The 19,780-nt window shown below is 57.5% G+C and carries 16 protein-coding genes; 9 read left to right on the top strand and 7 right to left on the bottom strand.

The window, feature by feature from the left end:
- Positions 1 to 84 precede the first annotated feature (84 nt).
- The gene (locus ACTRW9_RS06385) at positions 85 to 1,836 is read left to right on the top strand and encodes an ATP-dependent nuclease (protein WP_442428714.1); all 1,752 of its coding nucleotides are present in this window, start codon (positions 85 to 87) and stop codon (positions 1,834 to 1,836) included.
- 34 nt (positions 1,837 to 1,870) lie between these two features.
- On the opposite strand, the gene ACTRW9_RS06380 is transcribed toward ACTRW9_RS06385, so the two are convergent.
- From ACTRW9_RS06380 to ACTRW9_RS06365, 4 genes are all read right to left on the bottom strand, one after another.
- Positions 1,871 to 2,179, bottom strand: coding sequence for a hypothetical protein (locus tag ACTRW9_RS06380; protein ID WP_442428713.1), 309 nt, complete (start codon positions 2,177 to 2,179; stop codon positions 1,871 to 1,873).
- 80 nt (positions 2,180 to 2,259) lie between these two features.
- Positions 2,260 to 4,266, bottom strand: coding sequence for an NAD-dependent DNA ligase LigA (gene ligA / locus ACTRW9_RS06375; protein ID WP_442428712.1), 2,007 nt, complete (start codon positions 4,264 to 4,266; stop codon positions 2,260 to 2,262).
- Positions 4,267 to 4,300: 34 nt separating this feature from the next.
- Positions 4,301 to 5,698, bottom strand: coding sequence for a Do family serine endopeptidase (locus ACTRW9_RS06370; protein WP_442428711.1), 1,398 nt, complete (start codon positions 5,696 to 5,698; stop codon positions 4,301 to 4,303).
- 88 nt (positions 5,699 to 5,786) lie between these two features.
- Positions 5,787 to 7,268, bottom strand: coding sequence for a DegQ family serine endoprotease (locus ACTRW9_RS06365; RefSeq protein WP_442428710.1), 1,482 nt, complete (start codon positions 7,266 to 7,268; stop codon positions 5,787 to 5,789).
- 415 nt (positions 7,269 to 7,683) lie between these two features.
- On the opposite strand from ACTRW9_RS06365, the gene ACTRW9_RS06360 reads away from it, so the two are divergent.
- The 4 genes from ACTRW9_RS06360 (at position 7,684) to ACTRW9_RS06345 (ending at position 10,898) form a co-directional block, all read left to right on the top strand.
- Positions 7,684 to 7,962 (top strand): DUF2065 domain-containing protein, encoded by a 279-nt coding sequence (locus ACTRW9_RS06360; RefSeq protein WP_442428709.1) that lies wholly within the window; start codon positions 7,684 to 7,686, stop codon positions 7,960 to 7,962.
- Positions 7,955 to 8,392, top strand: coding sequence for a hypothetical protein (locus ACTRW9_RS06355; RefSeq protein ID WP_005011513.1), 438 nt, complete (start codon positions 7,955 to 7,957; stop codon positions 8,390 to 8,392). Before ACTRW9_RS06360 ends, ACTRW9_RS06355 begins: the two co-directional genes overlap by 8 nt.
- Before the next feature lie 105 nt (positions 8,393 to 8,497).
- The gene (locus ACTRW9_RS06350) at positions 8,498 to 9,244 is read left to right on the top strand and encodes a DnaA/Hda family protein (protein ID WP_442428708.1); all 747 of its coding nucleotides are present in this window, start codon (positions 8,498 to 8,500) and stop codon (positions 9,242 to 9,244) included.
- Position 9,245: 1 nt separating this feature from the next.
- On the top strand, positions 9,246 to 10,898 hold the full coding sequence (locus ACTRW9_RS06345; protein WP_442428707.1) for a fatty acid CoA ligase family protein: 1,653 nt from the start codon (positions 9,246 to 9,248) through the stop codon (positions 10,896 to 10,898).
- Between the two features lie 6 nt (positions 10,899 to 10,904).
- On the opposite strand, the gene ACTRW9_RS06340 is transcribed toward ACTRW9_RS06345, so the two are convergent.
- Entirely contained in the window at positions 10,905 to 11,984 is a 1,080-nt protein-coding gene (locus ACTRW9_RS06340) for a TRAP transporter substrate-binding protein (protein WP_442428706.1), read from the bottom strand.
- Positions 11,971 to 12,834, bottom strand: a complete 864-nt coding sequence (locus ACTRW9_RS06335) for a TRAP transporter TatT component family protein (RefSeq protein ID WP_442428705.1) — start codon at positions 12,832 to 12,834, stop codon at positions 11,971 to 11,973. The genes ACTRW9_RS06340 and ACTRW9_RS06335 overlap by 14 nt, the downstream gene beginning before the upstream one ends.
- Positions 12,835 to 13,025: 191 nt before the next feature.
- Between ACTRW9_RS06335 and ACTRW9_RS06330 the strand changes: the two genes are divergently transcribed.
- The 4 genes from ACTRW9_RS06330 (at position 13,026) to ACTRW9_RS06315 (ending at position 15,964) form a co-directional block, all read left to right on the top strand.
- Positions 13,026 to 13,466 carry a DUF1844 domain-containing protein gene (locus ACTRW9_RS06330; RefSeq protein WP_442427001.1) on the top strand — a complete coding sequence of 147 codons (441 nt, stop codon included), beginning with the start codon at positions 13,026 to 13,028 and terminating at the stop codon, positions 13,464 to 13,466.
- Between the two features lie 83 nt (positions 13,467 to 13,549).
- Positions 13,550 to 14,281, top strand: a complete 732-nt coding sequence (locus ACTRW9_RS06325; protein ID WP_442428704.1) for a YkgJ family cysteine cluster protein — start codon at positions 13,550 to 13,552, stop codon at positions 14,279 to 14,281.
- A 36-nt stretch (positions 14,282 to 14,317) separates the two neighbouring features.
- The gene (locus ACTRW9_RS06320) at positions 14,318 to 15,343 is read left to right on the top strand and encodes an alcohol dehydrogenase catalytic domain-containing protein (RefSeq protein WP_442428703.1); all 1,026 of its coding nucleotides are present in this window, start codon (positions 14,318 to 14,320) and stop codon (positions 15,341 to 15,343) included.
- Positions 15,344 to 15,451: 108 nt separating this feature from the next.
- Positions 15,452 to 15,964, top strand: coding sequence for a carboxymuconolactone decarboxylase family protein (locus ACTRW9_RS06315; RefSeq protein WP_442428702.1), 513 nt, complete (start codon positions 15,452 to 15,454; stop codon positions 15,962 to 15,964).
- A 12-nt stretch (positions 15,965 to 15,976) separates the two neighbouring features.
- Here ACTRW9_RS06315 and ACTRW9_RS06310 read toward each other — a convergent pair whose 3' ends face one another.
- Positions 15,977 to 19,714 (bottom strand): hydantoinase B/oxoprolinase family protein, encoded by a 3,738-nt coding sequence (locus tag ACTRW9_RS06310; RefSeq protein ID WP_442428701.1) that lies wholly within the window; start codon positions 19,712 to 19,714, stop codon positions 15,977 to 15,979.
- Between the last annotated feature and the right edge of the window lie 66 nt (positions 19,715 to 19,780).

The raw sequence follows: 19,780 nt of genomic DNA, 5'->3' as shown, positions 1-19,780 counted from the left end.
ACTAGACCCTTCCCCTCAATTCGTATTTTACTCCCCTTAAATTTTCGGTATATTTAATTTATCAAAATTTACATGGGGAGAGGAATGTTTATCGACGGGATAGGTATTGGCGGGTACCGAAGTTTTGGAGAACTTCAAAAAATAGGCCCATTTAAGAAAATCAATTTATTTATTGGAAAAAATAATTCGGGAAAATCCAATATTTTATTATTTTTATTAGATTGCTTACCCCAAATACTGCATGACATAAAAAGCGAAATAATTACCACTTACCACCAACCTAGTGACTTTAATCTCCATAGGGGTAACAATTCAGAATTCAATTTTTCATTTGCTATCAATAAAAGCGGTCCAAATTTCACATACTGCATAGAAAGTGTTAAGCAATTAGATTCCATTAAAAATGAAGACATTGAAATACTTAATACAATTTTAAATATTATTTCAAATAAGGAATCTTTTTTTTGGGTTGATTTTAAGCCTCCATTTCCCACCGATAATTTAGTAAATCAAATCTCTGATCAATTTAGAGGCATCCAAGATAGAAATGATTTTAAACAATTCTGGTCCAAACTGACCTCTCGCCAAGGTGGCCAAATAGACGTTTGGATAAAGCAAAGTCTTTTAAAAATCGCATATAAATTAATCAAGGGTGACGCAGAAAAATTAACTATAGATCTGATACCAGCAATAAGAGAAATAGGACTTTCCAATTCACAAAAAAAAGGAGACAAAGATTTTAGCGGCCAAGGAATCATTGAAGAATTATTTAAACTTCAAAGCCCAACCATTCAAGAAGAGAAAAATAAAGAACGCTTTGAAAAAATTAATAAATTTGTTCAAACAATATTAAGAAACAAAAACGTTCGAATAGAAATTCCACACGACAAACAAACAATCAATGTACGCATCGATGGAAAACTATTACCCATTGAAAACATGGGAACGGGTTTTCACGAAGCTACGATAATTGCAGCAGCTGCAACGGCCTTTACAAGTCAATTAGTTTGCATTGAGGAACCCGAACTCCATCTTCACCCTTTGATGGAAAAAGAGTTATTGCGTTACTTATCCGAACAAACTGAAAATCAATATTTCATAACCACCCACTCAAATAACTTAATAAACACCCCTGAAGCTGCAATTTTCCATGTTCAACTAGCAAATGGCCAAACAACAGTCACGTCAGCCATCACAGACAACCAAAAATTTTCTATTTGTGCAGACTTGGGATACAAATCGAGCGACTTACTCCAAGCCAATTGCATAATTTGGACTGAAGGGCCATCCGACCGAATTTATCTAAATCGCTGGATTTCAACCTTGGACGAAACATTAGTAGAGGGACTTCATTACTCGATCATGTTTTATGGGGGTAAGTTACTTTCCCATTTATCTGCTGATGACCCGGAAGTCGAAGAATTTATTTCTTTGAGGAAGATAAATAGGAATATAAGCATTTTAATTGATAGTGACAAAAGCGGACAAGGAACTCAAATCAACAAAACAAAAAAACGAGTTCGAGATGAATTCAATAAAGGGCCAGGCTTTGCTTGGGTTACAAATGGTCGGGAAATAGAAAATTACATTGATCCCAACCTATACCTAAGGGCTGTCAAAAATGTCCATCCCAAGGCAAAAAAGCTCCTTAAAACAGGTAAGTTTGATCATATCTGGTATTTTTCAACCGGAAGAGGGAAACCAAAATCAGCAGACAAGGTAAAAGTCGCGAGAGAAGTGATCAAGTCACCCGCTAATCTAAATCGATTAGATCTAGCCCAGAACGTTAAAAGACTCGTAAAATTCATTAAAGACTCAAATGGAATTGAAGAATAGAGAACTGTTCATCTGCGTACACCGGAAATCCCTTTTATTTTTCTTTCAGGAACATCCACCAGATCGGAAAATAAATAATCAGAGGCACACATCCCAAATCGAGAATGAGCGGCAGCCAGAAGAATTCGTTGAGGAGGGGAACCGGGAGCGTGAGGAAGCCGATCATGCCGAAGAGGCCGCCGAGGAAGGGAACGCCGGAGCCGACTTTTTCTTTACGGATCACGCCTTTATAAAACACCGCCGCGTTGACCCCCGCGAACAGCAGGAACAACCCTGCCAGCAACCCGCCACCGACCCACGGCATCCATGAGCCGATGAATTGTGTCTCGATAAATTTACCCAAAATTGTTTTAGCCTCCCTCATCCTGAGCGAAGCGAAGAATCTATGGTTTATCTGTGTTCATCTGTGTGCATCGGTGGTTCCTACCCCTTCAACAGTTTTTCAAACGCGGCTTCGTCGAGGACGGTGACGCCGAGTTTTATCGCCTTGTCGAGTTTGCTTCCCGGGTCGGCGCCCGCCACCACGTAATCGGTTTTTTGCGATACGCTGGATGTCACCCGTCCGCCGGCCTTGTGGATGAGCGCCTTCGCCTCCTCGCGCGTGAAGTTCTCCAGCGTCCCCGTCAGCACGAACTGCCTGCCGGAAAGCGCGCCGTCCCCGGCTTGCTCCGTGCGCTCTTCTTCCATCACCACGCCCATCTCTTTCAAGTGCGCGATCTCTTTTTTGTTTTTGTCCTCGTCGAAAAACTGGCACAGGCTCTCGGCGATCTTTGGGCCGATCTCGTCGATCGACTCCAGGTCTTCGAACGACGCCTTCTCCAGCGCGTCCATCGTGTGGAAGGTGTTCGCCAGCACCTGCGCCACGCGCTGGCCGACGAAGCGGATGCCCAGCGCATGGATGAGCCGGCTCAATCCAGCCCGCTTGCTTTTCTCGATGGCGTCGATCAGGTTCTGCGCCGACTTCTCCGCGAAGCGTTCGAGGTTCTTCACCTCTTCGTGTTCGAGCGTATAGAGATCGGACACCGTCTTCACCCGGCCGGAGTTGACCAGTTGTTCCACCACGGCGGTGCCCAGATGATCGATGTCCATTGCGTCGCGCGAGGCGAAGTGCAGGAGGTGTTCCTTCAACTGCGCCGGGCACGAGGCGTTGACGCACCGCCACGCCGCCTCCCCTTCCTGCCTCACGATCGGCGTATCGCATTCCGGGCAGGTTTTGGGCATGGTGTAGGGCTTGCCGCGTTGGGTTCCCTCCGGCGTCACCACGCGCACGACTTTCGGGATGATCTCCCCGGCCTTGACGATGACGACGTCGTCGCCGACGCGCACGTCGAGCTTCTTGATCTCGTCTTCGTTGTGGAGCGTGGCGCGTTTCACCGTGGTGCCCGCCACCAATACCGGCTCCAGCTCCGCCACCGGGGTGATTGCCCCCGTCCGCCCCACCTGCACGTTGATGGCGTTCACCTTCGTCTGCGCTTCCTCCGCCTCGTACTTGTACGCCACCGCCCAGCGCGGGTGCTTGGCGGTATGACCCAGCTTGTTCTGCGACTTGAGGCGGTTGACCTTGACGACCAGCCCGTCCACGTCGTAATCCAGTGTCTTCCGTTTCTCCTGCCAGCGGTCGATGAGTTTTCGCACCGCGTCGAAGTCCTTGCAAAGCTCGGTGTGCGGGTTGGTGCGGAAGCCGAGTTGCTTGAGCGTCTGCAATGCATCGTAATGGGTCTCGAACGCCGGGCCCTCGATGTGGCCGACGCTGTACACCCAGATGCGGAGCGGCCGCTCGGCGGTGATGGAGGGATCGAGCAGGCGCACCGATCCGGCGGCGGCGTTTCGCGGATTGGCGAACGGCGTTTCGCCGCGCTCCTCACGCGCGGCATTGAGTTTCTGGAATCCGGTGTGGTCCATGTACACCTCGCCGCGCACTTCAAGGTACTTGTGTTTTAGTTTGGACTGGTCGAGGGACAGCGGCACCGAGCGGATGGTCTTGAGGTTGGCGGTGACATCTTCTCCCACTTTGCCGTCGCCGCGCGTCGCACCCTGCACGAAGCGGCCGTTGTCGTAGGCGAGGGTCACACCGAGGCCGTCGATCTTGAGCTCCACCACGTACTCGACGTCCTCCGTGCCCAGCGTCTTGCACACACGTTGATGAAAGTCTTCCACCTCCTCGACGTTGTACGTGTTGTCGAGGCTCATCATCGGCACCTTGTGCTCGACGGGATCGAACTTCTCCGACGCCTTGCCGCCGACCCGCTGTGTCGGCGAGTCCGGCGTCACGAGTTCCGGGTGTTTCACTTCCAGTTCTTCCAGCTTCTTATAAAGCCGGTCGTATTCGCGGTCGCTGATCTCCGGCTGGTCGAGCACGTAGTACTGGTGATCGTGGTGGTGGATGTCGCGGCGGAGTTGTTCGATTTCTTTTTCGATTTTGGAAGCCATCGGGGATGCGCGGGATCGGGTTGGATTTGGGAACTCAGGGAAGCTCCAGGTTCAGGGTGACATAATACCCGGACTGGCCGCGTTGAACGAGCAGTAAAACGGAAGAATGCTTGCGCGCCTCGATGAGCGCTTCGTTGAAGTCCGCCGGGTCCTTCACCACCACCCGGTTGACCTGCCGGATGACGTCGCCGGGGCGAATACCGATCCGGTACGTCTCGCTGTTGCGCCGCACACTGACGATGACCACCCCCTGTGACGTGGCCAGGCGAAAGCGCTGGCGCAGATCCGGCGTGATCCCGCGCACTTCGATGCCCAGCCCTTCCTTGGCGAACTGCAACGCGGCGTTGTCCGGAATCTTCACCACATCCAGCCGCAGGCGGGCCTCGCGTCCCGACCGCCGGTAGGTGATCTCCATGCTGTCGCCGACCGTGTACGACGTCAGCTTGCGTTTGAAGTCGGCCTTGTCCAGAAGTTCGTGGCCGTCGATGGCGGTGAGTATGTCGCCGGGCTTCAACCCGACACGGCTGGCGGGGCTGTCCCTGAACACCTGCGTGACCAGCGCGCCGCGGGTGTGGTCCATCGCAAACTGGCGCGCCAGCATGGGGGTCAGGTCCTGCACGGCCACACCGATCCAGCCGCGGAACACCTCGCCAAATTCGATGAGGTCTTCGACGATGCGCCGTGCGGTGTCGATGGGGATGGCGAAACCGATGCCCTGCGCGTCCTGGAAGATGGCGGTGTTGATGCCGATCAATTCTCCGTTGATGTTGAGCAGGGGGCCGCCGCTGTTGCCGGGGTTGATGGACGCGTCCACCTGAATGAAATCGTTGTAGATTTCCCGTTTCCCCGCGTGGATGGTGCGGTCGAGGGCGCTGATGATGCCGGAGGTGACGGTGTGCTTGAGGCCGAACGGATTGCCGATGGCAATGACGGTTTCGCCGATCATCAGGTCGTGCGAGCGGCCCATCTTCACGTGCGGCAGGGGCTGGTCGGAATCGATCTTGATCACCGCCAGGTCGGACTTGAGGTCGGCGCCGATCAGCTTCGCGTCAAACTCGCGGTTGTCGATGAGCGTCACCTGGATGCGAACGGCCTTGGCGATGACGTGTTCGTTGGTCAGGATGTAGCCGTCCGGGTGGATGATCACGCCGGAACCGAGACTGCGCCGCTGGGATCCCCGCGAGTCGAACTGGCGGAAGAAAGGGTCGAGCAGCCCGTTGCCGAAAAAATCGCGGAAGGGGTTTTTGACTTGAGGGGGAGCTTCTTCCGTGAAGATGTTGACGACGGCGGGTCCGACCTGTTGGACCGCTTCGACCACCGGCGTACGGCGCGGGAAGGGGCCCGCATCCACCACCGGAACCCGGGCCAGTCCGCCGGCAAGAGCGATCGCCGCGAGCAGGCAAACGGCACGCACCCATCGGTTCTTCATCATGATTCTTCAGGGGTGAAAGACAACACGGAGCGGGAGGGCCCCCGCCCCGCCGCTCCGTGTGTGATTGTTGAATGTGAGATCCGCCGGATCAGTTCAGCTTCACCGCAATGTAAATCGTGGTGCCGCCGCGTTTGACCAGCATCAGCGCCGTGTCCCCGGATTTCAACCCGCGGACCGCCGACTGGTAATCCTGCACATTGGTCACCGGTTTGCGGTTGACCTCGGTGATGATGTCGCCGCGACGCAGTCCCGCCTCACCGCCGGATTCCCCCGGGGTGACGTCGGACACCAGGACTCCTTCTGTGGTTTCCAGGTTCATGCTCTGCGCCAGTTCCGGAGTGATGTCCTGCGTCTGGATACCGAGTGGGTCCAGAGCGGCAACCTTGGTCTCTTCGTCTTTGAGAACGGCGATGGTGACGGAGATGTTCACTGGCTTGCCATCACGGATGACCTTCACGTTGACGGCTTCACCCGGAGGCGTGGCGGCAACGATTTTCGGCAGGCTTTCCATCGTATCCACCGTTTCCTTGCCGAACTGAACGATCACGTCCCCGCGCTTGATGCCCGCCTTTTCGGCGGGACCGCCGGGAATGACATCGCCAACCAGCGCACCTTCAAACGATTTCAGGTTGAAGGAGTCTTTGAGTTCCGGAGTGATCTTCTGGATCATCACACCCAGCCAGCCACGGGTGACGGTGCCCTTCTCTTTCAGGTCGGGAAGGATGGATTTCACCATGTTGATGGGGATGGCGAAACCGATACCGACGTTCCCGCCCGTGCTGCCGGAGATGATGGCGGTGTTCATTCCGATCACCTGCCCCTTGATATTGAGCAAAGGCCCGCCGCTGTTTCCCGGGTTGATGGAGGCGTCGGTCTGGATGAATTCATCATACGGACCGGAACCGATGGCGCGGTCCTTGGCACTGACCACACCCACGGTCACGGTATGGCTGAGACCGAAGGGGTTGCCGATGGCCATCACCCATTCGCCGACTTCCAGCTTGTCGGAATCGCCGAAGTCCAGGTGCGGGAACTTCACCTTGTCCTTACCGTCCAGGACCAGCTTGATGAGGGCGATGTCGGTCTTGGGATCACTGCCCACGAGCGTTGCCTCGTATTCCTTTTCGACGGCGCCGCCATCGTCTATGTTGACAATGATTTCATCCGCGCCCTGCACGACGTGGTAGTTGGTGAGGACCAGGCCTTCCGGACTGATGATGAAACCGGAACCCATGCCTCGCCTCGGCTGCGGGTCCTGCTGACCGAAAAACCGGTCGTAAAAATCCTGAAATGGCTCGCGCGGTTCCCCGCGAAACCGGGGATCACCGCCACGAGGAGTCCGCGAACTCATCTGCGCCTTGCCCCGAATGCTGATGTTGACCACGGCCGGATTCTTTTCTTTGGCGATTTCCACAAAAATATTGCTTCCCAGCGGCATGCTCTGACTGCTGAGGGCGTGGGCGGAATCCGCCAAATCGATGCCGGCCATCGGACCGGGAACGGTCGCGGGAAACGTCCACAGAAATACCAGGAAACTGATGGCGGAAACTCTCTTTAACTGATTAAGCATTGGGAATCCTCGTTTTATAACCGTGTGGGCAATGGCTTGGATCGCGTGGCCGGTCGGGCCAGCCAGGCTCCATTGCCGGATAAAAATGATAAGAATAAGCGGCCAACAATCCTTGGCTTGAACAGATCGTGGGGGCAAATCGACCGCAAAATTCCATCCAGATGAATGCGGGAAACCTGAAAACCTGTTTCGGGATTGGTCAAAAATCATCGACTTGTACTAAATTATATAATGTCCATTTCTGCATTTACAACTCTAAATCCAGCGGTTTTATCCTATTGATTCAATTACATATTGACTCCATGGATGGGATCAAAGATAATCAAAAACGACTATCGGCGGAACATCTCCGGGGGATGTTCCGGTCAACCCGCAACCTGATAGCCAACCATTTTGAAATCGGGGTGGTCTCAGCTTGCATCCGCAAGACACGGGAGGCGCCCATCCTTGCCCCAACCATGACGAGACAGGAGCTCTCCACGGTGGACACGCCATGAGCCTGTTCCTCACCGCCATCGGACTGATGATGATTTTTGAAGGCATCCCTTATTTCTGTTTTCCGGATCAAGTCAAAGCCCTGGCTGCAAAGATTCCATCCATTGAAAACGGTGTGCTGCGCGGCCTGGGGTTTGTCATTATCGTTCTGGGGCTGGTCGTCGTATATTTTGGGAGGTTAATGTATTCCAATGACTGAATCGATCCAACGGACCCTTGTCGCCACCGCCGTTTTTGCCCTTCTGGGCCTCACCGGTTGCGCGGACACGCCGAAGAAAGCCACCGGCCCCGCACCGGAACAATCCCCGCCGCCGTCGGTGGCCATGCAGTTTCCCAGCGTCCCCATCCCGAAAGGCATTGAGCTCGACCGGGGCAAAACGTTCATCTACGAATCGGGAAGCGGTGATATCAAAGTGGGCAGGCTGGTATTTTCCGTCTGGAACAAGACCGAGGATGTAGTGGATTACTTTCGTACCGAGATGGTGCAGAACGGCTGGACACCCCTCCAGATTGTGGAGCACGACACCCGCATCATGCTTTACCAGCGCAAGGGCCAGGTCTGTACGGTCAGCGTGACGCCGTCCCACCTCGGCAAGACACACATTGAAATCCAGATCGGCCCCAAATAAATTTCCAGCCATTCCGGGCCACACGGGGACGGTCATTTTCATGAGACGGGCCCGCCCTTGATTCGTATCCATCGAACGGGTTTTGAGGCCCTGAGGCAACGCTCCATGTCTCGTCAGGATTCCAGCAACCGACAACGTATTCTCAATTTTCCCGTTCATCCGGAATACACCTTCGACAATTTCATTCTTTCCACAGGTTCGGACTTTGCCTTCACCACAGCCCGGCAGTTTTCCACGCCCGGCACCGCTCCCTCGCAAAGCCTGTTCATTGCAGGCGCGGCAGGACTCGGAAAAACCCACCTGTTGATGGCCGCCGGCAACCTTGCTTCCCAAACCCAATCCGCCCTTTACATTCATTGCGACGATTTCCTTGCAACCGTGGCTGGCGGCGAGAAATCGAACGAAGCGGCCCTCGCTCCTCTTGAAACGGTGGATCTGCTGCTGATGGATGACATGGACCGCATTGCGGGCCACACCGAAGCGCAAGAGAGGCTGTACCTGGTTTTCAATACGCGCCGTGAGCACGACAAACGAATTGTTTTTGCCGGGCGCACTGCCCCCAACCGCCTGCCTGATACCGAAAGTTACCTGCGCTCGCGTTTCCAATGGGGCGTGACGGCGGAGCTGGGACCGATCGACGACGCCACCACCGGGCAGCTGGTCAAAAAGCTCGGGCAGGACATGAACCTGGAAATTCCGGATAAAATCACGCACTATCTGCTCACCCGTCTGCCGCGCGACTTTTCATCGATCAAAAACGCTGTGTCCCGCATCAACACGGAATCCCTGGCGCGCAGGCAGAAGGTCACCCTGCCACTGGTCAAAGCGGCCCTCGGACTGCAGGACACATGACATGACCACTCCTTCCGTGGAAAACATCGCCAGCCTGGTCGATCACCTGGCCACAACCGTTCCCAACCGCGATGCCCTGGTGGTGCCGCGCGCCGACAGTTGCCGACGCATCACCTTTCGCCAACTGCAACGCGAAACGCACCGGCTTGCAGACGGACTGCGCCAGTCCGGGCTTGCCCACGGCGACCGGGTGCTGGTGATGGTGCCGTTCGGCATCGAATTCGTCACCCTTACTTTCGCGCTGTTCCGCATTGGAGCGGTTCCGGTGCTGATCGATCCCGGCCTCGACCGCAAACAGGTGCTGACCAGTATCGAGAACGTGGCGCCGACCGGGTTCATCGGCGTGCCCAAGGCTCATCTCGCAAGGCTGGTGTACCGCAGGCATTTCAAATCGGTCACACAATGGGTGACGGTGGGAAGACGCTGGTTGTGGAGCGGGATCACCCTGCGGTCCCTGCGCGCTCGTGGCCGCCGTGATGCGGTCCCGGTTGCGACCCGCCCGGACGACCCGGCGGCCATCCTGTTCACCAGCGGCAGTACGGGACCGCCCAAGGGCGTGCTTTACACGCATCGGATGTTTACCCTGCAGGTCGAAAATATAAAACAGCTCTACGGCATCACCATTGGCGAAGTGGACCTGCCGACATTTCCGTTGTTCGGCCTGTTCGGCGTGGGCCTCGGAATGACCTGCGTTCTGCCGGACATGGACCCCACCCGCCCGGCAAAGGTGAACCCGGAAAACATCCTCGGCCCCATAAAACAATTCAACATCACCAGCAGTTTCGGGTCGCCCGCCCTGTGGGACACGGTGACAAAGTATTGCATCGAACACGGCCGAAACCTGGAACCGCTGAAACGCATCCTGATCGCCGGGGCGCCGGTGCCGGGATCGTTACTCGAACGATTCGACCGCATTCTGGCTCCCGACGCAAAAGTCCACACCCCCTACGGCGCGACGGAAGCCCTGCCGGTATGTTCGATCGAACGGCGGGAGGTGGTGGACGAAACCTGGCAGCACACGCAGGAAGGTGCGGGAACCTGCGTCGGCAAGCCGGTGGAAGGAGTGAAACTCAAAATTCTGGGCATCACTGACGACGCCATCCCGCAATGGGATGCCTCGCTGGAAACTCCCGCGGGGACCATTGGTGAAATTGCGGTCACGGCCCCCTGGGTGACACACCGGTATGTGTCCCTGGAGGATGCCAACCGCAAATCAAAAATCAAAGACGGGGAACGTCTCTGGCACCGTATGGGTGATGTGGGATACCTGGATGAGCAGGGCCGGTTGTGGTTCTGCGGCAGGAAAAGTCACCGGATCGAAACGGAGGCGGGGCCACTGTTCACCATCATGTGCGAGGCCATCTTCAACCGCCACCCCCAGGTGAGGCGGTCGGCATTGGTCGGGGTTGGAAACAAAGGCCAGCAGATTCCAGTTGTCGTGGTCGAATTGAACGATCCCCCGTCCATCAAGGACCCGGCGACGAAGACTCGTTTGCTGGCGGAACTCCTGGAACTGGGCTCAGGCAACCCGGTCACGAGACCCATCGACATGGTGCTGTTTCACCCGGGTTTTCCGGTAGACATCCGGCACAATGCTAAAATAAACCGCGAGAAGCTGGGCGACTGGGCGGCGGTCAAACTTGCCGACCGGTGAGGGGCTTCAGGAACGAAGTTCATCCAGGTGGTCAAGAACCATATCCAGTAACTTCTGATCGAACAGTTTGCCGACAAGACCTTTCCGTACCTTCTCCCCCACATCAAAAAACTTCTGCCGTTCGGCATCCGAGGGCATGGGCGCCACTTTCAGCCCGTTTTTTTTCATCACCTCAATGGCCTTGTCGTTGTCCTTCTGCACCTGCTGAACCAGTTTCTTTAAATGCTTGGCGCTGATCTCCCGTACCGCTTTCTGATGCGCGTCGGACAGCTTTCGGAACTGGCGTTTCGACATGAGCACCGCACCGGTGGCATTGCCCATACGAAGCTCCGACATGTAACTTACTTTTGTGAACCATTGCAATGCCAGCGCCCCGACGGGTGAAGCGTACAGGGTGTCCAGCATGCCCGTCTGCAGTGAAAGCAGAACATCGGTGATGGACATGGGCAGGGGTGTGACGCCCAGGTGCTTGTAGGTTTCCTGCACCAGCGGGTCGCCCTCCCACATCCAGGCTTTTTTGTCCTGCAGGTCACCGACCTGTTCGATTGGTTTCTGCGAGAAAAAATGAATCCATCCCACCGGCACCCAGCCGAGCAATACGTACCCTTCCTTCTCGAATTGTTTGGAAAAATAACCCGTCATGCGTTCATACACATGTTCGATTTCCTTGTCGTTCCGAAACAGGAACGGCAGGTCGAGCACGCGCACTTCCGGCAGGATTTCCCCCAGCCCGACGCCGGTGAAACCCGCCGCATGCACCTGCCCGATGCGCATTTTGCGGATGACGTCGATCTCGTCGCCGGACACGCCGCCGGGATAAAACTTGAACGCCACCTCGCCGTCGGTCGCCTTCTCGACTTCCGCCGCCAGCTCGTTCATGCGATTCATCCACGACGACCCTTCCGGTGCCAGGGTGGACAGTTTGATAAATGTCTTGGCGTGAACCGGGGTGGCCTGCACGGTCCACATCACCAGCGCAAACAGCAGGGACGCGAGAATGCCGCAGGCGACGCACAGAAACCGCGTGCGTTTCGCGCGTGGGGCCGGGGGGGTTGCGTTGCCGTCGCTTCGATCAGAAAAGAACATCCACATCCTCCAGAAGTTGTTTTGCTTTCAGGCGCGCCACCTCGTTGGCGAGGCGCTGACCGGGCAACACGCCTTCCGGCGTCTCGACCACTTCATCCAAAAGCCGGGTATACAGTTCCTTGTCCTGCGTCTGCACCGCCAAGGTTTTGGCGTACATCACCTGAATGATCAGGTATTTGTGTTCGGTCAGCTCGAGGGCGCGCTCGAAATGTTGCCTCGCCTGCTCCGGTTTGCCGCCCAGCATGGGCGAGCGCGCCCCATAAAATCCCCCGAAGAACAAGTGCGGCCCGGCAAAATGAAACGTTTCGTCCCACTCCAGGACCCGCCGCATCATCGCTTCCACCTTCGGGAACGCCGCGAGGGCTTCGATGTCGGTGAGGTTGAACATCAGCCACGCGCCCCAGCACTGGCCCGTCCAGAACAGGCCCGGGAGAGTTTCCCTGTCCAGGTTCTCAAGTGCGGACTTGAATTCGTCCGGCGGCAGTTGCAGGAGGTTCTCCGGAGCGCCGTTCAGGATAAGCGACCGCACGGCGTGGTTGCGTCCGCGCAGATACAGGTCGGAGGCGCGTCGGTTGTCATTGCCTTCAACGAAACTGAAGGCGTAACCGCAGAACCCTTCCGCCAGTTTGTGATGATAGGAGGCGTTTTCGGGATCGGCCTTCACCAGTCCTTCCATCATCTTGAGGCTGGCGGGGATGGCGCTTTCGGCCAGCTTGGGGTCGGGCTCCTCGTTGAGCGCTGCCACCTGGCCTTCGAACAATGGAGAGGCCATGCGGAGAACCATCTGGCGGGGTGTGCAGGCCTGAAAGAAAAGCAGAACAATCGCCAACGCGAGAAATCGGTATGCCATAGTCCTGAAATGATAACAAAACGAATGCGCCGCAACAACACAACAGCTTTGTTTTGACATGAATCCGCCATATTGCTATGTTTTAATTTTACTAGGGAAAGCGTCCGGAGCGTCGACCCGGAATCAGGTCGCGCCCGTTTGGCCCAACCTTCCAAGCCGGTTCCTTCAAACCGTTTATCAGGGGTTCTGCCATGAGCAAAGACGAAGAAAAGGAAGAAAGCAGTTTCAGTTTCCAGGACCGCCGGTCCTCCCGCTTGTCTGAGGAGGACAACCAGCAACAGGAACAGCAAATCAAAAAGGAACAGGAGAAAGAGGCCCAGAAGCACGCAGACCAGGAGGACTCCCACGCGCACGACCCACAGGGGCAGATGGAGATCAATTTCTCGACCTTCGTGCTGTCACTCACCTCATCCGCCTTTTATTATCTGGGCGACATTCCCGATCCGATGACGGGCCAGACCCAGGAAAACCTGCCCGCGGTCCAGCAGACCATCGACATCCTCACCATGCTCAAGGCCAAAACGCAGAACAACCTCGATCACGAGGAACAGAAACTGCTGGAGCAGTTGATTTATGAACTGCAAATGAAATACATCGCCAAGCAGAAAAAAGGCCAGGCACCCTCCCCCTGATTTTCATGGCCCACTTCGCCGGTTGCCCCGCTTCTACCCCGGATGGTATCTTGAAGACATAACGCAACCACAGGAACCACACGATGACCACCCAGTTCGCCGACCACAACGGCATTTACCTTTACGGCATGACCGACCCGGAAGACCTGCGCCGGTACATCCAGCAAAAATACGCCGAAGCGGAAATCCAGTACGCCTACGAACACCTGCTGGAAGGCGCAAAGGCGCTGGCGAAGCAGGAAAAGATTCCCCCCATCCAGGCATTGTGGAAAATTCTCGACCGCGCTTACGAGGAAAAAGCACCTCCGCTCACCTGCCAGAAGGGATGCGCCCACTGCTGTCACACCGGCGTCATGATCACCGAACTGGAATGGGAAGAGATGGTGAACGCCGCGCGCCGGAAAGGCGTCGATCTCGATGCCATCATCGAACGCGCCGGGAAAAGCATGCACAAGGTGGAGAAAACGCTGGAGTCTGGTGTCGATCCGGACAAGGTGGACTGGTACACCATGGTCATCAACCAGCCCTGCCCGTTTCTGGAAGAGGACCAGAGTTGCGCCATTCACGAGAACCGGCCGCTGGACTGCCGCACCATGGTGGCGTTCCGCGAGGTGTGCGACTCCAAAAAACTGGAGCACGCCCAACGCGGTGCGGTGATCGAGGAAGCCGTGGCGCCGACGGTCATCGCGCGCCTGCAGTACGAACAGACACCCAAGTTCAAACGCCGCAAGTTCACCGGTTCGCAGAAACTGCGGCTCATCCAGCACTGGCTGCTGGTCTGGAAACAGAAGCAGAAAAAAAAGAGAAAAAAGTAATCGCCGATCCATCACACCGCAACCGGAGGCCGCACCATGCCCCGCGCCGCCACATTGATTTCGCCCGGAACCATCGAACTGCAGGACCGTCCCGAAGCGAAAGCCGGGGCGGGCGAAGTGGTGATCGGGGTCGAGCACGCGGGCGTTTGCGGCACCGACCTGGCTCTCTTCTCCGGCGATTATCCCGTGCCCCTGCCGCTCGTCTGCGGGCATGAATTCGTCGGCACCGTCACGGAAACCGGCGGCAATGTGGACCCTGAATGGAAGGGGAAACGCGTCACCGCCGAGATCAACAACACCTGCACTGCCTACGGGTCGCCCACCCCCTGCCGCGCCTGCCAGCGCAACATCCCCAGCCACTGCCAGAACCGCACCGTCACCGGCATCATCTCGAAAGACGGCGCGTTCGCTGAAGAGATTGTGGTTCCCGCAGGCACTCTCCACGAAATTCCGGAAGGGATCGATCCTGTCGCCGCCACGCTCATCGAACCCCTTGCTGCGGCGTTGCAGACCTTCGTCATGACTCCGCCAAAGGAAAACGACGTGGTCGTGGTATTGGGTCCGGGCCGCCTGGGCATCCTCATCGTGTTCGTCGCTTCCGTGGTGCACAACCTGAAGGTGGTGACCGTTTCGCGGAGCCTGGAGAAGCGCGACCGTGCCCTCCGGTTCGGCGCCACGGAGGCCTGCTCTCCGGAAAACGCCCGCAACCGGATCCACGGCATGACGGATGGGCTGGGTGCCGACATCGTGGTCGACGCCACCGGCCGGCCTGAAGGATTCGCCCAGGCGCTGGGACTGGTCCGGCCCCGCGGCACCATCTCCGCCAAAACCACCTGTGGCCTGCCCGCCGAAGGGTTGGACATGACCAAGCTGGTGGTCGATGAGTTGTGCGTGCAAGGCTCGCGCTGCGGCCCGTTCGCGCCGGCCGTCGAAATTCTCGCACAACACCAGGCCCGTTTGAAATCGCTCATTACCTCCGTGCAGCCGCTCACAAATGCGCAATCAGCCATCGAGTCCGCCTTCTCCGAAAACAAGGTCGTGATCAGTATGCGGCGCCAGTGAATTTCGATTTGTAAGTTTTCGGCTTCACGGACTACCAACTCCCAAAATCGGGTTTCATACGGACCGGATCCAGAAACCCAATACTCACCGGCAACACAGGGAGGCGTTATGGAAAAAGTCACAACCAAAGCACAGGAACTCCTCGACAAAGCCGAAAAAGGTTTCGGCTTCGTGCCCAATGTTTTGAAAGAACTCGCCATCAGCCCGGAAACCCTGGACCTGTACATGAGTGGCACGGAAATCATGAACGACACCGTGCTCAACGAACGCGAGAAGCAGCTGGTCATCCTCGCGGTGTCCACTTACAACGGGTGCGGTTACTGCAAGGCGGCGCATGGAGTGGTGGCAAAAAAAGCCGGTGCGAGTCATGAAGATGTCGAAGCGGTCAAAAACAAAACGCCGCTTAAAAATGAACGCGACCAGCACCTGGTGGACGCCACGTCCCGCACACTGGAGAAAAAAGGCTGGCTGACCGCCGAGGACCTGGGTGAGTTCGAGGACTGGGGCATCGACCGCCGTCAGGTGTTTGAGATCGTCGGCATCATCGCGCTCAAGACCATCACCAACTACGCCAACCACATTGCCCACACGGAACTCGACGACGTGTTCAAACAAGGATGAAGGGGGTGGAGATCAGAACCCCGGCTCGCCGTACCCGCCGCCGCCGGGGGTGAGCAGGCGCAAACGGTCGCCGGGGTTCACGTTGATTTCGTTTTTGCCGCCAAGGTTTTCCTCGGTGCCATCGGTGCGTAGAAGCAGGTTGACCCCGGGTGCGGCTGAGCCGCCGCCGTTCAACCCGAACGGCGGGTGCACGCGGCGCTCACACAGCAGGGTGACCTGCAACGGTTGCAGGAACTCCAGTTCGCGGATGAGTCCGTCGCCTCCATTGAATTGCCCTTCCCCGCCCGATCCTTTACGAATGGAAAACTCGCGCAATAAAACCGGATAGCGTTTTTCGAGGATTTCGGGATCGGTGATGCGCGTGTTGGTCATGTGCGTGTGCACTCCGGAGCGACCGTGCCAGCCCGGTCCCGCCCCCGCACCTCCTCCGACGGTCTCGTAATAACCGAAGCGTTCATTGCCGAAGGTGAGGTTGTTCATGCATCCCTGCGAAGCCGCTGCCGCACCGAACGCTTTCAACACCACGTCCACCACGCGTTGCGAGGTCAGCACATTGCCCGCCGCGACCGCCGCGTGTCTGGACGGATTCAGGATCGATCCCTCCGGGATGACGAACCGCACCGGATTGAGACAGCCCTGGTTGAGTGGGATGTCGCGGCGCACCAGGCAACGCAGGCAGTAAAGCACCGCCGAGTACGTCACCGCCACCGGCGCGTTCAGGTTACCTGCCACCTCCTTTCCCGTGCCGGTGAAATCGAACACCGCGCCGCCGTCTTCCTGCAACCCGACCTGCAAGTGAATCGGAGTCCCGTCGTCCATCCGATCCTCCGCGGCCAGCGGCTGCCCTCCGTGCTTCCGGTACAACTCTTTCAACACCTCGCGCACCGCCATCTCCGCACTCTCCTGGATGTAGCCCATGTACGCATGAACCACGGGAAGCGAGTACTCCTCAATAAGCGAGCCGAGGAGGTCGATACCGCGCCGGTTGGCGGCGATCTGCGCCTTGAGGTCGGACACATTATCCGCGAGCGAGCGCGTGCCGGAGACCGGCGGTACGCCCGGAGGTCGCGTCACATCCGGCGGTGTGGTGAGCCAGGTCTTGAGCGCGTCTTCCTGGAACACACCGCCCTTCACCAGATGAAACGATTCCACCGCCGCACCTTCCTCTTCGATGCGGGTGGAGAAGGCGGGCATCGATCCCGGTGTGCTGCCGCCGATGTCGGCGTGATGGCCGCGGCTGGCGACAAAAAACACAATGCGTCCATCTTTGAACACAGGGGTGATGACGGTCATGTCCGGCAGGTGCGTTCCGCCCGCCTGCGGGTGGTTCGACAGAAACACGTCTCCGTCCTCCATAGCGTCGCCATGGAGGCGGATCTGCGCCAGCACCGCCTCGCCCATCGACCCCAGGTGCACCGGCTGGTGCGGTGCGTTGGCGACGAGCCCGCCTTCCGGATCGAACACAGCGCAGGAAAAATCCTGCCGTTCCTTGATGTTGGTCGACACCGCCGTGCGCTGGAGCGTATGCCCCATCTGCTCGGCGATCGACATGAACCGGTTGCTGAACAGAGCCAGCTGGACCGGGTCCCAGCGCATGTCCACTTTCGTCCCGGAAACGGCTCCGACTTCGATTTCCACATCGCCCGCTGTTGTGATGAGCGCGGTGCAGTCGGGTTCGACCAGTACGGTGGACGTATTATTTAAAATGATCGCCGGGCCGGATATTGTTTCCTCCGCCCCCATCGACTCCAATCGAAACACCGGTGTCTTCTGCCAGCCGTCTTTGAAGTAACACTTGGTATGCGCGGCAGGTGGAGTGGGCGTTTGTTTGGGCGCGAGCGGCGGCGCGTCCGGCCGGGACGTTTTGCCGATGCCGCGTACCCGCAGGCCGTCGATGAGAATCGGCCGTCCTTCCAGTTCGAATCCATACTCTCGGCGGTACAAGTTGCGGAACGGAGTGGCGAAGTCGTCGTCATCCGGACGCAGGACCATGACCGCATGGTCGGTGCCCTCATAACGCAGGCTCAAAAACTCCTGCACCTCGATGGAGGCCGGATTGAATCCTTCCGCCTGCAACGCCTCTTGAGCCTTTCCGCGCAGATCTGCAAGGCGCGGTTCCCACCTGGCTTTGCCGTTCGCATCCCAGACCCACGACGCCGGTTCCTCTTTATCCACCACCACGTCGGCCAGGGCCAGCCCGTAGGCCGAGAGGATGCCCGCAAAGCGGTGGATGAGGATGCGGCGGATACCGAGCGAGCGGGCGATGGCGCAGGCGTGCTGTCCCCCGGCGCCGCCGAAACACGCCAGTGCATGGGTGCGCACATCATGACCGCGGGCGATGGAAAGTTCGCGGATGGGACGGGCCATGGTTTCGTTCGCAACCTCCACAAATCCCAAGGCAATGGCTTCGAGACTCAACGGCGCTTCGCCTCTTTTCTCTTGTTCGGTGTTGATGTCTTTTGCGAGCGATTCAAACGCACGGCGTGTGGCATTCGTATCAAGCGGCTCGTTGTGATCGGGACCGAATATATGTGGAAAAAACTCCGGCACGAGCCTGCCCAGCAGGAGATTGGCGTCGGTGAGAGAGAGGTGGCCGCCCTTGCGGTAGCACACCGGTCCGGGGTGCGCTCCAGAAGATTCCGGTCCCACCGCCAGCATGCCGTTCTGGAAAAAAAGACGCGAGCCGCCTCCTGCCGCCACGGTACGGATATCCAGCTGCGGCGCCATCAGGTGCACGGCCGCAATTTCGGTTTCCTGCACCCAGTCGTAATGGCCGTCGAAGCGCGACACATCGGTGGAGGTGCCCCCCATGTCGAAACCGATGAGCGGTTGCGGATGGTGCGGATCGAACCCGGTCGCGGCGTAGCCCACCACCCCACCGGCCGGTCCCGAAAGAATCGCGTTCGATCCTTTAAACCGGTCGGCGCGGACGAGTCCCCCGTCCGACTGCATGAACAGAAGGTCCGTTTTGGGATTCTGAAATCGCCCGCGAAACCCCTGCAGATAGAGCCGGATATGGGGCGTGAGGGCCGCGTCCACGACCGTGGTCTGCCCCCGTTCCACCAGTTTGATGCGGGACATGGTGGCCGACGACACGGACACGTGCGCGAACCCGATCTCATGCGCCAGTGCCTCTATCTTTTTTTCGTGGGCATCCCATGCATAGGCGTGGAGCAGGACCACGGCCAGGCTCTCGATCCCGTCGTCCTTGAGACGTTGCAGGTTGTCGCGAACCTCCCCCCATTCCGGAGTGGCCAGCACCTCCACCGCGTCGCCGGAAGGACAACGGATGGCGTGTGGGGTGCGGTCGATTTCATCGGGTTTGAGCAGGCGCAGGCGTTCGTCGATTTCGAGCACTGCAGAGTAAAGCGGTTGCGGAGTGGGAATGGCGAGTTGGAACAGGTGCGGGCGGTTCTGCTTGCCGATGGTCAGCGCGTCGGCAAATCCCCTGGTGACAACCAGCGCCGTCTTTGCGCCTTTCCGTTCCAAAAGAGCATTGGTCGCCACCGTCGTCCCCATCCTCACCCATTCGACGGACGAAGCATCAAACCCTTCCTTTGGTAAAGGCGTGCCCAATAATTCTTGCAGAACACGGCGGATGCCCTCAACCGGCGCATCGGGATAGTGGTCCGGGTCCTCCGAAAGCAGCTTGACCACGCGGTAACCCGGCTCTCCCGGCACTTCTGCGTACACGTCGGTGAAGGTGCCTCCGCGGTCTATGGAAAATCGGAAACGGTTGGGGTCGGCCATCGGCACCTCTCCCGGTCAATGGCTAAAGCGCAACGCGCGGCGGAATGGAGAGCCGTGGCCCATGGT

Source organism: Nitrospina sp. 32_T5, from assembly GCF_052156635.1.
GTDB lineage: Bacteria > Nitrospinota > Nitrospinia > Nitrospinales > Nitrospinaceae > Nitrospina.
This window is presented reverse-complemented; position numbering and strand designations above follow the sequence as displayed.

Excerpts from the sequence above, each read along its gene's own strand:
- ACTRW9_RS06350 (WP_442428708.1), top strand. The coding sequence starts at position 8,498 with ATGTCTCGTCAGGATTCCAGCAACCGACAACGTATTCTCAATTTTCCC.
- ACTRW9_RS06355 (WP_005011513.1), top strand. The coding sequence starts at position 7,955 with ATGACTGAATCGATCCAACGGACCCTTGTCGCCACCGCCGTTTTTGCC.
- ligA (WP_442428712.1), bottom strand. The coding sequence starts at position 4,266 with ATGGCTTCCAAAATCGAAAAAGAAATCGAACAACTCCGCCGCGACATC.
- ACTRW9_RS06340 (WP_442428706.1), bottom strand. The coding sequence starts at position 11,984 with ATGTTCTTTTCTGATCGAAGCGACGGCAACGCAACCCCCCCGGCCCCA.
- ACTRW9_RS06365 (WP_442428710.1), bottom strand. The coding sequence starts at position 7,268 with ATGCTTAATCAGTTAAAGAGAGTTTCCGCCATCAGTTTCCTGGTATTT.
- ACTRW9_RS06320 (WP_442428703.1), top strand. The coding sequence starts at position 14,318 with ATGCCCCGCGCCGCCACATTGATTTCGCCCGGAACCATCGAACTGCAG.
- ACTRW9_RS06325 (WP_442428704.1), top strand. The coding sequence starts at position 13,550 with ATGACCACCCAGTTCGCCGACCACAACGGCATTTACCTTTACGGCATG.
- ACTRW9_RS06315 (WP_442428702.1), top strand. The coding sequence starts at position 15,452 with ATGGAAAAAGTCACAACCAAAGCACAGGAACTCCTCGACAAAGCCGAA.
- ACTRW9_RS06330 (WP_442427001.1), top strand. The coding sequence starts at position 13,026 with ATGAGCAAAGACGAAGAAAAGGAAGAAAGCAGTTTCAGTTTCCAGGAC.
- ACTRW9_RS06345 (WP_442428707.1), top strand. The coding sequence starts at position 9,246 with ATGACCACTCCTTCCGTGGAAAACATCGCCAGCCTGGTCGATCACCTG.
- ACTRW9_RS06310 (WP_442428701.1), bottom strand. The coding sequence starts at position 19,714 with ATGGCCGACCCCAACCGTTTCCGATTTTCCATAGACCGCGGAGGCACC.
- ACTRW9_RS06335 (WP_442428705.1), bottom strand. The coding sequence starts at position 12,834 with ATGGCATACCGATTTCTCGCGTTGGCGATTGTTCTGCTTTTCTTTCAG.
- ACTRW9_RS06385 (WP_442428714.1), top strand. The coding sequence starts at position 85 with ATGTTTATCGACGGGATAGGTATTGGCGGGTACCGAAGTTTTGGAGAA.
- ACTRW9_RS06370 (WP_442428711.1), bottom strand. The coding sequence starts at position 5,698 with ATGATGAAGAACCGATGGGTGCGTGCCGTTTGCCTGCTCGCGGCGATC.